This is a genomic window from Streptomyces sp. CoH27 (assembly GCF_020181035.1).
Lineage (GTDB): Bacteria > Actinomycetota > Actinomycetes > Streptomycetales > Streptomycetaceae > Streptomyces > Streptomyces camelliae.
Map to the genome: position 1 here is coordinate 259,470 of NZ_JAIQYY010000005.1, position 14,788 is coordinate 274,257.

12 protein-coding genes are annotated in these 14,788 nt (G+C 69.5%); 2 read left to right on the forward strand and 10 right to left on the reverse strand.

The window, feature by feature from the left end:
• Positions 1-33 precede the first annotated feature (33 nt).
• On the reverse strand, positions 34-1,851 hold the full coding sequence (gene glmS, locus LE548_RS10115) for a glutamine--fructose-6-phosphate transaminase (isomerizing) (RefSeq protein ID WP_225096335.1): 1,818 nt from the start codon (positions 1,849-1,851) through the stop codon (positions 34-36).
• Between the two features lie 26 nt (positions 1,852-1,877).
• A complete protein-coding gene (locus tag LE548_RS10120) occupies positions 1,878-2,135 on the reverse strand; it encodes a hypothetical protein (protein ID WP_225096336.1) in 258 nt (85 codons plus the stop codon).
• Positions 2,136-2,300: 165 nt separating this feature from the next.
• Here LE548_RS10120 and LE548_RS10125 point away from each other — a divergent pair, with 165 nt between their 5' ends.
• Positions 2,301-3,866, forward strand: a complete 1,566-nt coding sequence (locus LE548_RS10125; protein ID WP_225096337.1) for a metallophosphoesterase family protein — start codon at positions 2,301-2,303, stop codon at positions 3,864-3,866.
• 25 nt (positions 3,867-3,891) lie between these two features.
• Here the strand turns inward: LE548_RS10125 and LE548_RS10130 are convergent, their stop codons facing one another.
• Positions 3,892-4,764: a DUF4429 domain-containing protein gene (locus LE548_RS10130; RefSeq protein ID WP_225096338.1), complete on the reverse strand. Its 873-nt coding sequence runs from the start codon at positions 4,762-4,764 to the stop codon at positions 3,892-3,894.
• A gap of 79 nt (positions 4,765-4,843) precedes the next feature.
• Between LE548_RS10130 and LE548_RS10135 the strand changes: the two genes are divergently transcribed.
• Positions 4,844-6,448: a beta-N-acetylhexosaminidase gene (locus tag LE548_RS10135; RefSeq protein ID WP_225096339.1), complete on the forward strand. Its 1,605-nt coding sequence runs from the start codon at positions 4,844-4,846 to the stop codon at positions 6,446-6,448.
• On the opposite strand, the gene LE548_RS10140 is transcribed toward LE548_RS10135, so the two are convergent.
• The 7 genes from LE548_RS10140 to LE548_RS10170 form a co-directional block, all read right to left on the reverse strand.
• Positions 6,412-8,208, reverse strand: coding sequence for an IucA/IucC family siderophore biosynthesis protein (locus LE548_RS10140; RefSeq protein ID WP_225096340.1), 1,797 nt, complete (start codon positions 8,206-8,208; stop codon positions 6,412-6,414). The genes LE548_RS10135 and LE548_RS10140 overlap by 37 nt on opposite strands.
• Entirely contained in the window at positions 8,205-8,729 is a 525-nt protein-coding gene (locus LE548_RS10145; RefSeq protein ID WP_225096341.1) for a GNAT family N-acetyltransferase, read from the reverse strand. Before LE548_RS10145 ends, LE548_RS10140 begins: the two co-directional genes overlap by 4 nt.
• Complete coding sequence (locus LE548_RS10150) at positions 8,726-10,006, reverse strand: lysine N(6)-hydroxylase/L-ornithine N(5)-oxygenase family protein (protein ID WP_225096342.1); 1,281 nt, start codon at positions 10,004-10,006, stop codon at positions 8,726-8,728. The genes LE548_RS10145 and LE548_RS10150 overlap by 4 nt, the downstream gene beginning before the upstream one ends.
• Positions 9,990-11,456 (reverse strand): lysine decarboxylase DesA, encoded by a 1,467-nt coding sequence (gene desA, locus LE548_RS10155; protein ID WP_225096343.1) that lies wholly within the window; start codon positions 11,454-11,456, stop codon positions 9,990-9,992. The genes LE548_RS10150 and desA overlap by 17 nt, the downstream gene beginning before the upstream one ends.
• Before the next feature lie 119 nt (positions 11,457-11,575).
• A complete protein-coding gene (locus LE548_RS10160; protein WP_225096344.1) occupies positions 11,576-12,430 on the reverse strand; it encodes a siderophore-interacting protein in 855 nt (284 codons plus the stop codon).
• Positions 12,431-12,441: 11 nt separating this feature from the next.
• The gene (locus LE548_RS10165; protein ID WP_225096345.1) at positions 12,442-13,485 is read right to left on the reverse strand and encodes an ABC transporter substrate-binding protein; all 1,044 of its coding nucleotides are present in this window, start codon (positions 13,483-13,485) and stop codon (positions 12,442-12,444) included.
• A gap of 140 nt (positions 13,486-13,625) precedes the next feature.
• Positions 13,626-14,786, reverse strand: coding sequence for an acyl-CoA dehydrogenase family protein (locus LE548_RS10170; protein ID WP_225096346.1), 1,161 nt, complete (start codon positions 14,784-14,786; stop codon positions 13,626-13,628).
• Positions 14,787-14,788 lie beyond the last annotated feature (2 nt).

A 14,788-nucleotide genomic window follows, 5' to 3' on the forward strand; every position in this document is an offset into this window, starting at 1 on the left:
GCTCAATTATCGCTTCGGCGGTCGGTGGATTTCCTACTCCACCGTTACCGACTTGGCGAGGTTGCGGGGCTTGTCAATGTCCCGGCCCAGGGCCTTCGCCGTGTGGTACGCCAGGAGCTGGAGCGGGATGCCCATGAGGATCGGGTCCAGTTCGTCCTCGTTCTTCGGGACGACGATCGTCTGGTCCGCCTTCTCCTGGTGCTGGTGGGCCACCGCGAGGATCTTGCCGCTGCGGGCCTTGATCTCCTCCAGGGCGGCGCGGTTCTTCTCCAGCAGGTCGTCGTCGGGGACGATCGCGACCGTCGGCAGGGCCGGCTCGATGAGGGCCAGCGGGCCGTGCTTCAGCTCGGAGGCGGGGTAGGCCTCGGCGTGGATGTAGGAGACCTCCTTGAGCTTCAGGGAAGCCTCGCGGGCCACGGGGTAGCCCCGGACACGGCCGATGAAGAGCATCGAGCGGGCGTCGGCGTACAGCTCGGCCAGCTCCTTGATCTGCTCCTCCTGCTTGAGGATCTCGGTGATCTGGTCCGGCAGCTTGCGCAGGCCCTCGATGATCCGCTTGCCGTCGCGGACCGAGAGGTCACGGGTGCGGCCCAGGTGCAGGGCGAGGAGGGCGAAGGCCACCGTCATGTTGGTGAAGCACTTGGTGGAGACCACGCAGACCTCGGGGCCCGCGTGGACGTAGATCCCGGCGTCCGCCTCGCGGGCGATCGCCGAGCCGACCACGTTGACGACGCCGAAGACCCGGGCGCCCTTGCGCTTCAGCTCCTGGACGGCGGCAAGGACGTCGTACGTCTCACCGGACTGGGAGACGGCGACGTACAGGGTGTCGGGGTCCACGACCGCGTTGCGGTAGCGGAACTCGGAGGCCGGCTCGGCGTCCGCGGGGATACGGGCCAGCTCCTCGATCATCTGGGCGCCGATCATGCCCGCGTGGTACGAGGTGCCGCAGCCGAGGATCTTCACGCGGCGGATCTGCCGGGCCTCGCGGGCGTCCAGGTTGAGGCCGCCGAGGTGCACGGTGGAGAAGCGGTCGTCGATGCGGCCGCGCAGCACGCGGTCCACGGCGTCGGCCTGCTCGAAGATCTCCTTGTGCATGTAGGTGTCGTGGCCGCCCATGTCGTACGACTCGGCCTCCCACTCCACCGTCGTGGGCTCGGCGGTGGTGCGCGTGCCCTCGGTGGTGTAGGTGCGGAAGTCGTCGGCCTTGAGCGTGGCCATCTCGCCGTCGTCCAGCGTCACTATCTGGCGGGTGTGCATGACCAGGGCGGCGATGTCGGAGGCGACGAACATCTCCTTCTCGCCGATGCCGAGGACGACCGGGGAGCCGTTGCGGGCCACCACGATGCGGTCGGGGAAGTCGGCGTGCACGACGGCGATGCCGTAGGTGCCCTCGATCACGCGGACCGCCTGGCGGACCTTGTCCTCCAGCTTCTCGGCCGTGGAGCGGGCGATCAGGTGGGTGAGGACCTCGGTGTCGGTCTCGGAGAGAAACTCGACGCCGTCCGCCTCCAGCTTGCGGCGCAGGTCGGCGGCGTTGTCGATGATGCCGTTGTGCACGACTGCGACCTTGTTGTCGGCCGACATGTGCGGGTGGGCGTTGACGTCGGAGGGGGCGCCGTGGGTGGCCCAGCGGGTGTGGGCGATGCCGGTGGTGCCCTTGAAGCGCGCCGGGACCTTGGCCTCCAGGTCGCGTACCCGGCCCTTGGCCTTGACCATCTTCAGACCGGGCGTCTTCGGGGAGCTGACGACGATGCCCGCGGAGTCGTAGCCGCGGTACTCCAGCCGCTGCAGGCCTTCGAGCAGCAGCGGGGCTACGTCACGCTTCCCGATGTATCCGACAATTCCGCACATATACAGGTATCCCTCAGCCTGGCATCTCAGCCGTAGACCATGCGGCGCAGCTGCCTGAGCGTCAGCTCCGGCGGCGCCACCGCCCGGTATCTCAGGTCCGCCTCGATCCGTTCGAAGATCTCCGCGTTGACCAGGCCCTGGACCTGGAGTTCGCGGTGGCGGCGACGGACGAAGTCCTGGGTCGTCTCGTCGAAGTAGGCGAGCACGTCCTGGATCACCCGCAGCGCCTCGCCCCGGTTCAGGGGCGTGGATCGCGTCAGATGATCAACAAGTTCGTCGTGCACCCGTAGATCCTGAGCCACCGGCGCCGGTTTCGCAAGAAACGTGCCCGATTTCGGGCAGGCCCCTGTCAGCGGGGCTGTTGGATCTCTGTTCGCAAGCCGTCCATGCTGTGTCCTGCGTCTCGTTGCCCGGACCCACGAGTTTCGGACGCCATGGACATTCCTCGTATGGGAGTACCGGACCAGCTCGCCGAGCGCATGAGCATGGCCGAACAGCACGAGTACCTGCGCGCGAGATTCTCGCGGCGCAACCTGATCAGAGGCGGCGCCGTCACGCTGGGCGCCGTCACGGGCGGCGCGTTCGTGACGGGCGCCACCGCCCAGGCCGCCGTACCCACGCAGCGGACCGCCCCGGCCACCGAGCGGGTCGACGGCGCCCTCGTCGCCCCCTTCGGCCGTCACCTCGCCTACGGCAACGACCCGCGCACCGAGATGACCGTCTCCTGGCAGGTGCCGGTCGCCGTGCGGAAGCCGTTCATCCGCATCGGCGCCCACCCCTGTGACCTCTCCCGCAAGATCGAGGCCGAGGTCCGCGCCCTCTACACCCCGGCCGGCGTCGGCGCGAGCGGCGACCACACGCAGTACTACCTGCACGCCAAGCTCACCCACCTGCGCCCCGGCAAGACCTACTACTACGGCGTCGGCCACGAGGGCTTCGACCCGGCCGAGCCGCACCTGCTGGGCACCCTGGGCACCTTCACCACCGCCCCCGCCCACAAGGCGCCCTTCACCTTCACGGCCTTCGGCGACGAGGGTGTGGGCTACCACGGCCTGGCCAACAACGCCCTGATCCTCGGCCAGAACCCGGCCTTCCACCTGCACGCGGGTGACATCGCCTACGGCGACCCGGCCGGCCAGGGCAAGTCCACCGACACCGGCTTCGACTCGCGCACCTGGGACCAGTTCCTGTACCAGACCGAGTCGGTCGCCAAGCAGGTCCCGTGGATGGTCTCGTACGGCAACCACGACATGGAGGCCTGGTACTCGCCCAACGGCTACGGCGGCGAAGAGGCCCGCTGGACCCTGCCGGACAACGGCCCGGACGCGAAGAACCTGCCCGGCGTCTACTCCTTCGTCCACGGCAACACGGCGATCATCTCGCTGGACCCCAACGACGTCTCCTTCGAGATCCCGGCGAACCTGGGCATCTCCGGCGGAACCCAGACGAAGTGGTTCGAGAGCCAGCTGAAGCGGTTCCGGGCCCGGGACGACATCGACTTCGTCGTCGTGTTCTTCCACCACTGCGCGTACTGCACGTCCACGGCGCACGCCTCGGAGGGGGGCGTGCGCCAGGAGTGGGTGCCGCTGTTCGAGAAGTACCAGGTGGACCTGGTCATCAACGGCCACAACCACCAGTACGAGCGCACCGACGTCATCAAGGGCGACAAGGTCACCAAGAAGCTCCCGATCGGCGGCACCGCCTACCCCGAGACCGAGGGCGTGGTCTACGTCACCGCCGGTGCCGCGGGCCGCAGCCTGTACGCGTTCAGCGCCCCGGACTCCTACGAGGGCCACGAGCACGAGGTCGACTCCGTCGCGTCCTTCATCAACACCAAGGACGGCAAGGTCAACGAGACCGTCACCTGGTCCCGGGTGCGCTACCTCAACTACTCCTTCCTGCGCGTCGACGTCTGCCCCGCGCCGAAGGGCCGCCAGACCACGCTGAAGGTGTCGGGCATCGCCGAGACCGGCGACCGCATCGACCACTTCACGGTGTCCCGCACCGCGAAGTAGCTCCCCCGGCCCACGTGGGCGGTCCTCACAGGCGCTTGAGGACCGCCTGCTTGGCCAGCGTGAACTCCTCGTCCGTCAGCACCCCGTCCCGGTGCAGTTCGCCCAGCTCGCGCAGCCGGCGCAGCAGCGTGTCGTGGTCGTCCCCGGCAGGCGCCTTGTCGAGCACCGGCGGGTCCTGCGGCGCGTCCGCCTCCGGCGCGGCGGGGTGCGGCAACCGGGCCTGGACGGCCGCCGCGACCAGGGCCATCAGCGGGTCCTTCTTGAAGCCCCACAACTCGACGGCGTTCGGGTCGTACTTGGGCGGTGCCGTGACCGGGGCGCCGCGCACCAGGAAGCGCAGGTGCCCGTTCTCCAGCCCGGCCGCCGGCTGCCAGTCCACGCCGGTGATCTCCGTGACGGGTATGGCGCGGGGCCCGGCGGCGGCCTTGGCGTCCTCCGTCTTCCAGTTCCACTCCAGCCGGACCCGCTCCCCGTCGAAGCTCGCCGTGCCGTCCCCGGCGGAGGCGGCCACCGGAAGCGCCGGACCGGGCAGCAGGAAGGCGTCGACCGGGTCCGGCGGGATCCCGTCCAGCAGCAGCGCCTGGCGCACCTCGTCCGCGACGTACTCGGCGACGCCGTACCGGTCGGACTGCACCGGAAGCTGATACGGGTCGTCCCCCTCCGCGAGCCGCCCGGCCGTGGCCTGCGTCAGGGGGTCGGCGCCGTCGCGCAGCCGCAGCCTCAGCCGCCCGGACTTGCGCCCCTGCTCGAAGGAGACACCGGCCAACGCCCTCAGCGGGACGAGGAGTTCGCCCAGCTCCCGGCGGAACAGGCTCACGTTCTTGTCCCGGCCCGGGGTGAGCCGCAGGGCCTCGCCGTCGAAGGCCCAGGTGCCGTCCTTCTGGATGATTTCCGCCATGGGGGGATTGTTTCACCGGATCTGCGGGACAGTGGTCTCGACCAGATCTGACGGTCGATCACATCCGAAGGGAGCGCTTGTGAGACGCAACCACGGCACAACTCCCCGAACACCTCGACTGCTCGGCTCGCTGCTGCTGGTGGCGGCGGCCGGGATCGTCACCCTCGGCGCCGCCCCCACGGCGCGGGCCGCCGCCCCCACCCCGCTGGACCGGGTCATTCCGGCCCCCGCCTCCGTGCAGCCGGGCGGCACCCCGTACCGCATCACCCGCGCCACCGGCGTCCGCGTCGACGCCACCCCCGAGGTCCGCCGCATCGGCGCCTACCTCACCGGCATCCTGCGGCCCTCCACCGGCTACCCGCTGACCCTCACCGACCACGGCCCCGGCGGCGGCATCCGGCTCCACCTGGCCAAGGGCGACTACGGCGCCGAGGGCTACCGGCTGCACAGCGACGCGGCCAGCCTCACCCTCACCGCGAGCACCCCCGCCGGCCTCTTCCACGGCGTGCAGACGCTGCGCCAGCTCCTCCCGGCCGGCGTCGAGAAGAAGACCGTCCAGCCCGGCCCCTGGCGGATCGCCGGCGGCACCATCGAGGACCGCCCCCGCTACGCCTACCGCGGCGCGATGCTGGACGTCTCCCGGCACTTCTTCACCGTCGCCCAGGTCGAGCGGTACATCGACCGGCTGGCCCTGTACAAGCTCAACGAGCTGCATCTGCACCTCAGCGACGACCAGGGCTGGCGCATCGCCATCGACTCCTGGCCGCGCCTCGCCGCCTACGGCGGCTCCACCGAGGTCGGCGGCGGCCAGGGCGGCTCCTACACCAAGGAGCAGTACCGCGAGATCGTCCGGTACGCGGCCTCCCGCTATCTGGAGGTCGTCCCCGAGATCGACACGCCCGGCCACAGCAACGCGGCCCTCGCCTCCTACGCCCAGCTCAACTGCGACGGCGTGGCGCCCCCGCTCTACACCGGCACCAAGGTCGGCTTCAGCTCGCTGTGCGTGCCCAAGCAGGTGACGTACGCCTTCGCGGACGACGTCATCCGCGAGCTGGCCGCCCTCACCCCCGGCCGCTACCTCCACATCGGCGGCGACGAGGCCCGCTCCACCAGCCACACCGACTACGTGACCTTCATGGACCGCGTGCAGCCCATCGTGGCCAAGTACGGCAAGACGGTCATCGGCTGGCACCAGCTCACCGGCGCCCACCCGGCCCAGGGCGCCCTCGCCCAGTACTGGGGCCTGGACAGCACCAGCGCCGCCGACAAGGAGCAGGTCGTCAAGGCCGCACAGAACGGCACCGGGCTGATCCTGTCCCCGGCCGACCGGGTCTACCTCGACATGAAGTACACCAAGGACACCAAGCCGGGCCTCACCTGGGCGGGCCTGGTGGAGGTGCAGCGGTCGTACGACTGGGACCCGGGCGGCTATCTGCCGGGTGTTCCGGCCTCGGCGATCCGGGGCGTGGAGGCGCCCCTGTGGTCCGAGACCCTGAAGACGAGCGCCGACATCGAGTACATGGCGTTCCCGCGCCTGCCCGGCGCGGCCGAGCTGGGCTGGTCGCCGGCGGCCACGCACGACTGGGACACCTACAAGGTGCGCCTCGCCGCACAGGCCCCGCGCTGGGACGCCCTCGGCATCGGGTACTACCGCTCGCCCCAGGTGCCCTGGCCGGCGAAGTGAGCGAGGGGGTTCCGCAGGCTGCCGACCAGCTGGAGCGCGCCGGACGGATCGGCCAGGTCCACCATCTGCCGGTTGTCCCGCAGTTGCAGCCGGTTGAGGCAGGACAGCGCGAACTCCGGGGCGAAGATGTCGTACTGCCGGAATTTCCCGGCCAGTTCGGGCACCGAAGCCTGATAGTCGCGGGTGACCTCGGCGACCGTGCGCCAGAACTCGTCCTCTGACAGGACCCCCTCGGTGGCGAGATTCGCGGCGAGGAACCGGAAGAAGCAGTCGAAGACATCGGTGAAGACCGACAGCAGCTTCTTGTCGTCCGGGACCTCGACGCGGATCCGCCGTACCTCGGGCGGCAGTACGGCGTCCGGGTCCATCACCGCGATCTCCTCGGCGATGTCCTTGTAGACCGCCCGCCGTACGACCCCGTCCTGAAGGACCAGGACGACGTTCTCGCCGTGCGGCATGAAGACCAGGTCGTAGGCGTAGAAGCTGTGCAGCAGCGGGGTGTAGTACGCCCGCAGGTAGCGGCGCAGCCACTCCGTCGGGGGCAGTCCCGACCGCTCGATCAGCGCGCCCGCGAAGGAGGCGCCGGCGTGGTCCACGTGCAACAGGGAGGCCATGGTCGCGAGGGACTCGCCGTCCTGGAGCGAGGGGACCGGGCTCTCCCGCCACAGCGCGGCCAGCATCTTGCGGTACGGCGAGTAGCGGTCGGTGGCCTGCTCGTACTCCAGATGCCGGTACCCGACGGCGGCCCGCTCCCGGATGATGCTCAGGCCGGTCGCCTTCAGCACGGGGTCGTTCTCGATCAGCTGGGCCAGCCAGTCGTTGATCGCCGGGGTCGCCTCCATGTAGGCGGCCGAAAGTCCGCGCATGAAGCCCATGTTGAGCACGGACAGGGCCGTCTTCACATAGTGCTTCTCCGGATGGGAGCTGTTGAAGAAGGTCCGGATGGACTGCTGGGCCAGATACTCGTCGTCGCCCTCGCCGAGACAGACCAGGTGCCGCCGGGCCACCTCGGCGGCGAAGGTGATGGAGAGCTTGTTCCACCACTGCCAGGGGTGGACCGGGATGAGGAGGTAGTCGGCGGGGTCGAGGCCCTGCTCGGTGAGGGTTGAGCGGAAACGGTTCAGCGTCGGCTCGCCCAGCTCCTCCCGCAGGAAGTCCTCGTACGCGATCCCGACGCCCGCCGTGAACGCGGCCCGCGAGCGGTGCGCGGCCAGCCACACCAGCCGCACCGGGCTCGCGGTCTCCGGGGCGTACGACAGATACTCGTGGACGCCGAACCCGAGCCGCCCGTTGTTCGCGACGAAGCACGGGTGGCCCTCGGTCATCCCGGTCTCGATCGCCTGGAAGCCGCTGCCGGCCAGCTCCGCGGAGCTGACGCGGGGCTTGGTCAGCTTGTAGCAGGTGCCGGAGAGGGTGGAGGAGATCTCCTCCAGGTAGACCGGCAGGATCTCGTCGCTCAGCCCGAGCGACTCCTTCAGCTCGATGAAGAAGTCCAGTGCGGCGAGCGGGAGTTCGGCGCCGTCCCGGTGCCGGGTGATGGACGCGGCGTCGACCTGCCAGTGGTCGAGGGCGCGGCGGACGGCCGCGAACCGGTACGCGGTGTTCCCGTCGTCACTGCGGACGACGTAGCCCCCGTCTTCGCTTTCGGGATGGATCAGGCGCTCATGCGCGAACTCGGCGAGCGCCTTGCGTATGAGCAGGCGGTTGGCCGTCTCCCAGCGCTCGGGGGAGAGGTGGGCCACGGCGTCGGCGAGGATCATGCGGTCACCGCCTTCTCGAACTGCTCGCGTGTGCAGAAGCTCAGCAGCGCCTTCTTCTCCGGCTTCTGGATCTCCCGCTCGGCCACGAACCCGACGGCCGCGTTCAGGGCGTGGACGGCGGCGTTGGCGATGTCCGGCTCGACGACGACACGCTCGTTCGCCGGGTCCGCGAAGAGACGGGCCAGCACGGCGGTGATGACGGCCCTGGTGAACCCGTGCACAGGGGTGTCCGTCGCCGGGGTCAGGAAGTGCATGCCGACGTCACCAGGCAACGGGTCGTACAGGCCGACCAGTTCGCGGTGCGCGGGGTCGTAGTACTCCATGAGGAACGCCGGTTCACCGCCCTGGAGCCCGAGCAGCGCGTGATGGTGCTCGTCGGCCGCGATCTCCATGTAGGCCCGCTCGACGTCCACCAGCGTGGCGTCCTGCATCATCCAGAAGGCCGCCTTGGGATGCGTGACCCAGGCGTGGAGAAGCTCGGCGTCCTTCAGGGGGTCCAGCGGCCGGAAGGTGAAGGTCATACGGCGAACTCCTGGAATGCGATGGTCTTCTCGACCGGGTAGTACTCGGTGCCGAGCAGCTCACGGATGATGTACGAGTTCCGGTACGCGCCCATGCCGAGGTCGGGGCTGGTGATGCTGTGGGTGTGCACGCCGGCGTTCTGGAGGAAGACCCCCCGGCCGGTCTCGTCGATCGTGTAGTTGCGGGCCACGTCGAAGTTGCCGTGCGTGTCGTAGCGCAGGCGGCCTCTGACCGGGGCCAGGAACTCCGGCTCGGTGTACCGGTAGCCGGTCGCCAGGACCAGGCCCTGGGACTGGAGCTCGTAGTCCTTCTCCTGCTCCTCCTGGCGGAAGGACAGCGTGTACGTGCCGTTCTCGTGCCGCGCGCCGGTCAGGGCGGAGTTGGTCAGCAGCCGCGTGGGCACGGGACCGCCGAGGTTCTTCTGGTAGAGCAGGTCGAAGATCTCGTCGATCAGGTCACCGTCGATGCCCTTGAACAGGCCCTTCTGCTGCTCGGTGAGCCGGTAGCGGGTGGCCTCCGGGAGCTCGCGGTAGTAGTCGATGTACTCCGGGGAGGTCATCTCCAGGGTGAGCTTGGTGTATTCGAGCGGGAAGAAGCGCGGGGAGCGGGTCACCCAGTTCAGCCGGTAGCCGTGGACGTCGATCTCGCTGAGCAGGTCGTGGTAGATCTCGGCGGCGGACTGGCCCGAGCCGACGATCGTGATCGACTCCTTCCGTTGCAGCTCCGCTTTGTGCTGTACGTAGCGGGAGTTGTGGAAGAAGTCGCCGTCCAGGCCGCGCACCGCCTCCGGGTAGTGCGGGGAGGTGCCCGTGCCGAGGACGAGATGCCGGGCACGGAACGTTTCGCCGCCCTCGGTGCGGACGACGTAGACCTCGTCCGCGTCCTCGTACGTCACCTCGGTGACCGTCGTGCCGAAGCGGACGCTGCTCAGCTTGTTCGCCGCCCAGCGGCAGTAGTCGTCGTACTCGACCCGCAGCGGATAGAAGTTCTCGCGGATGTAGAACGAGTACAGCCGGCCCTTCTCCTTCAGATAGTTGAGGAAGGAGTACGGCGAGGTCGGGTCGGCCAGGGTGACCAGGTCCGACATGAACGGGGTCTGGAGGTGGGCGCCGTCCAGGAACATCCCGGCGTGCCACTCGAAGTCCGGCTTGGACTCCAGGAAGACCCCGTTCAGTTCGGCGATCGGCTCGGTCAGACAGGCGAGGCCGAGATTGAAGGGGCCGAGCCCGATCCCCACGAAGTCATAGGTGCGGCTGGCTTCAGGAAGCGCGGTCAAGGGACTCTCCCAGGTACTGCTCGGCGTGGCCGGCGATCAGGTCGAGGACGGCGGCGATGTCGGCCGCGGTCGTCTCGGGGTTGAGCAGGGTGAACTTCAGGTAGTGGCGGCCGTCGGCCTTGGTGCCCGCGACCACGGCGTCGCCGGAGGCGAACAGGGCCTTGCGGGCGTAGAGGTTGGCGCGGTCGATCTCGGCCGGGTCGGTGACGGCCGCCGGGATGTAGCGGAAGACGAGGGTGGAGAGCGAGGGCTCCACGACGACGTCGTAACGGGGGTCGGCGGCCAGCAGCCTGAAGCCCTCCTGCGCCAGGTCGCAGACCTCGTCGAAGAGCTGCCCGATGCCGTCCGCGCCCATCACACGCAGGGTCAGCCACAGCTTGAGGGCGTCGAAGCGGCGGGTGGTCTGGAGGGACTTGTCGACCTGGTTGGGGATCCGTTCGCGCACCATGCGGCGCGGGTTGAGGTACTCCGCGTGGTAGGTGGCGTGGCGCAGCGTGGCCGCGTCGCGGACCAGCAGGGCGGACGAACTCACGGGCTGGAAGAAGGACTTGTGGTAGTCGACGGTGACCGAGTCGGCGCGGTCGATGCCGGCGATGCGGTCCCGGTACTTCAGGGAGGCGAGCAGTCCGCAGCCGTAGGCGGCGTCGACGTGCAGCCAGGTGTCGTACTGCGCGCACAACTCGGCGATCTCGGGCAGCGGGTCGATGGAGCCGAAGTCGGTGGTGCCGGCGGTGGCGACGACGGCCATGGGGACGAGGCCGTCGCGGGCGCAGCGCTCCAGTTCGCGGGCGAGGGCGACGGTCCGCAGGCGCTTGTCGTGGTCGACGGGAACGGAGACCACCGAGTCGGCGCTCAGGCCCAGCAGTTTCGCGGCCTTCTGCACGCTGAAGTGGCTGACCTCGGAGGTGAAGATCCGCAGTTTCGCCAGGCTGTCCCCCTCTTCCCACCCTGCCCGCCCTGGCTTGGCCTCCTCTCTCGCGAGCAGCAGTGCCTGGAGGTTGGACTGGGTGCCGCCGGAGGTGAACACGCCGTCGGCGGCGGGGCCGAGGCCGATCCGCCGGGCCGTCCAGTCGATGAGCTTGCGCTCGATGAGGGTGCCGCCGGCCGACTGGTCCCAGGTGTCGAGGGAGGAGTTGACGGCGGAGAGCACGGCCTCGCCGAGCACGGCCGGGATGACGACCGGGCAGTTGAGGTGGGCGAGGTAGCGGGGGTGGTGGAAGTAGACCGCGTCCTTCAGATAGACGTCCTCCAGCTCGTCCAGGACGGCGGCGGTGTCGCCGAGCGGCCGGTCCAGGTCGATGGTGTCGATCCGGGGGGCGAGGGCGTCCACGGTGACGCCGGTGAACGGACGGTCGGTGGTGGCGAGTTTGGCCGCCACCCGCTCGACTCCTTCGGTCACGGAGCTGCGGTAGTGCTCCGCGGTGAGGCCATTGAGCAGGTGCGAGCGCATGTGGGGGTCCTCCGAGGGACAGTCCGTGCGGGGGGCTTGGGTCTAACTTAGGTTAGCCTAACCTAAGTTACTTGGATCAAGGTGTGCCTCACCCGTGACAGCCGTCACGGGACGACGGGTTACTCCGCCGCCCGCAGCTGTTCCTCGGTCATCCCCTGCCGCCAGTACCCGACGAACGTCACCCGCCGCCGGTCCACCCCGCGCTCGCCCACGAAGTGCCGCCGCAGCGCCTTCACCTGCCCCGACTCGCCCGCGATCCACACGTACGGCCGCTCGGCGGAGGGGAGTCGGGCGGCTCGTACGGCATCGACGGCCATGGGGGCCCCGTCGTGCCGTACGAGCCACGTGATCTCCGCGTCCGCCTCGGTCCGCACGTCCTGGACGTCTTCGGCTTGCGGCACCTCCAGCCAGGCGCGGACGCGGGTGCCGGCCGGCAGCGACTCCAGGATCGCCGTCGCCGCGGGTACGGCAGTCTCGTCGCCCCACAGCAGGACGAGATCGGTGTCCTCGGGCGGGCGGAAGCGGATCGCGCGGTTGTCGGCGAGGACCGGCCCGAGCACCAGGACCCGGTCACCGGCGGCAGCGTGCGCGGCCCAGCGGGAGGCCGGGCCGGCGGGGGTGGGGGCGCCGGGCTCGATGCCGTGCAGCGCGAAGTCGATGTCGATCTCGACCGTGCCGCCTTCGGCGTTTCGGCGCAGAGACCGCAGCGTGTACGAGCGCATCACGGCCCGTACGTCGTCGGGCAGTTCACGCCAGGCCTGCCACCAGCTGTCCCCGAGATCCAGGGGCACGACGGGCTCCGGCTGGCCGGGATGCGGCAGGAACAGGGAGAGGGACTGGTCTCGTCCGTCGGAGTGGAACGCGTGCAGACCGGCTCCGTCGAAGGTGACGCGGACGAGAGACGGCCCCAGCCGCCTCGTCCGTACGACCTGCAGGGAGAAGAATCGGAACGGGGCGGCTACGGCCGTCGTCATAGGGGAGCTCCTCAGCTAACCTTCTTGGCCTTCTCCAGGGCCTCGGCAAGACTCGTCAGCAGCGGTACGCACTTGTCGTACGAGAGAATCGGCTCCGGAGACCGGGCGATGACCTGGCCCGCCCTCACCGCCGGCAGCTGCTTCCAGGTCGGCTTGGTGATGGCGGCGGGCTGGAGCGCGGACGACCGGTCGTCCATCATGATGATGTCGGCCGGGTACTTGTCGACGTTCTCCCAGCTCAGCGACTCGTACCAGCCGCCGCCCTGCTTCTTCGCGCTCTCCGGCGGCTCGACGAAGTTCACGCCGAGGGCCTTGAAGTACTCCAGGTCGACGGAGAGGTTGGTGCCGGAGACGTAGAAGAGCGGGTCGCTCGCGCTGCCGGCCATCACCTTGAGGCCGGGCTTGGCCTTGGCGGCGGCGCGCAGCCGGGCCGCGGCGGCCTCGAACCGCTTCTTGGCGCCGGTCACCTCGGCGGCCTTCATGTCCGCACCGAGCGACTCGGCGAGGTCCCACATGCGCTGCAGCGGCTCGGTGAGCTGACGGTCGTAGACGGAGATGCCGATGCTCGGGGCCAGCTGGGCGATCTTCTTCTTGGACTCCTCCGGGACGTACCAGAGGGTGCCCGCGTCGTCGAACATCGTCGTGATCAGCAGGTCCGGGGCGAGCGAGGCGTACTTCTCGATGTTGAACTGTCCCCAGGTGTTGCCGAGGACCGTCACCTTGCTGACGTCCATGTCGCCCGCCTGCACATCGGCCTTGCCGTCCTTGGTGGTTGTCGGGCCGAAGACGCCCTTGACCTGGACGCCGTAGTCGTGGAGCGCGGCGCCGACGCCGGTGAACGCGACGATGTTCGCGGGGGTCTTGTCCAGCTTCACGGTTGTGCCGCGGTCGTCCTTGAAGGACCAGGGGCCGGACGCGCCGGACTCCTTTCCGCTGCCGGTGCCGCCGTCTTTGCCCTTGTCCCCGCAGGCGGCGAGCGCGGCGCCGAGGCCGATGGCGCCGCCCGCGGCGAGGATGCCGCGGCGGGTGGGGTGGGTGACGCGGGCAGAGGGCATGGGTGTGACTGCTTTCGAACGGGGCGAGGCGCCCGCCGGACAACTTCGAAGGTAGGTTAGCCTAACCTCACTAGATGTCCAGCGGGTGGGGGCGCCTCGCACCCGGACCCGAGCACGGCCTTCGGGCCGCCGCGGCTACCTCAGCCGGCCAGCCCCAACTCCCGTGCGATCAGCATGCGCTGGACTTCGCTCGTGCCCTCGCCGATCTCCAGGATCTTGGAGTCGCGCCACATCCGGGCCACCGGATACTCGTTCATGAAGCCGTAGCCGCCGTGGATCTGGGTGGCGTCGCGGGCGTTGTCCACCGCGATGGTGGAGGAGTACAGCTTGGCCAGGGCCGCCTCCTTCTTGAAGGGCTCGCCTGCGACCAGGCGGGAGGCCGCGTCGCGCCAGGCCAGGCGGGCCGTGTGAGCCTTCATCTCCATGTCGGCGATCTTGAACTGGATGGCCTGGTTGGCGCCGATGGGGCGGCCGAACGCCTCGCGCTCCTTGGCGTACTTCACCGACTCGTCCACACAGCCCTGGGCCAGGCCCGTCGCGAGCGCCGCGATGGCGATGCGGCCCTCGTCCAGGATGCGCAGGAACTGGGCGTAGCCCCGGCCCTCCTCGCCCAGCAGGTTGGCCGCCGGGACCCGGACGTCCGAGAAGGAGAGCTCGCGGGTGTCCGAGGCGTTCCAGCCGACCTTCGAGTACGGCGCCGCCACCGTGAAGCCCGGCGTGCCCGACGGGACGATGATCGAGGAGATCAGCGGCTTGCCGTCCGGCTTGCGGCCCGTCACCGCCGTGACCGTCACCAAGCCCGTGATGTCCGTACCGGAGTTGGTGATGAAGCACTTCGTGCCGTTGATCACCCACTCGTTCGTGTCCGGGTCCAGCCGGGCCGTCGTACGGGTCGCGCCCGCGTCGCTCCCGCCGTCCGGTTCCGTCAGACCGAACGCGCCCAGGATCTCGCCCGAGCACAGCCGGGGCAGCCACGCGCGCTTCTGCTCCTCGGTGCCGAACAGGTGGATCGGCATCGCGCCCAGCGAGACGCCCGCCTCCAGGGTGATGGCCACGGACGAGTCCACCCGCGCCAGCTCCTCCAGGGCGATGCCGAGCGCCAGATAGTCGCCGCCCATGCCGCCGTACTCCTCCGGGAACGGCAGCCCGAACAGGCCCATACGGCCCATCTCGCGGACGATCTCGTACGGGAACTCGTGATGCTCGTAGAATTCGCCGATCTTCGGCGCCACGACATCGTGCGCGAACTCCTCCACCGTGCGGCGGAGTTCTTCCAGCTCGGGGCTGAGACGGTGGTCCATGC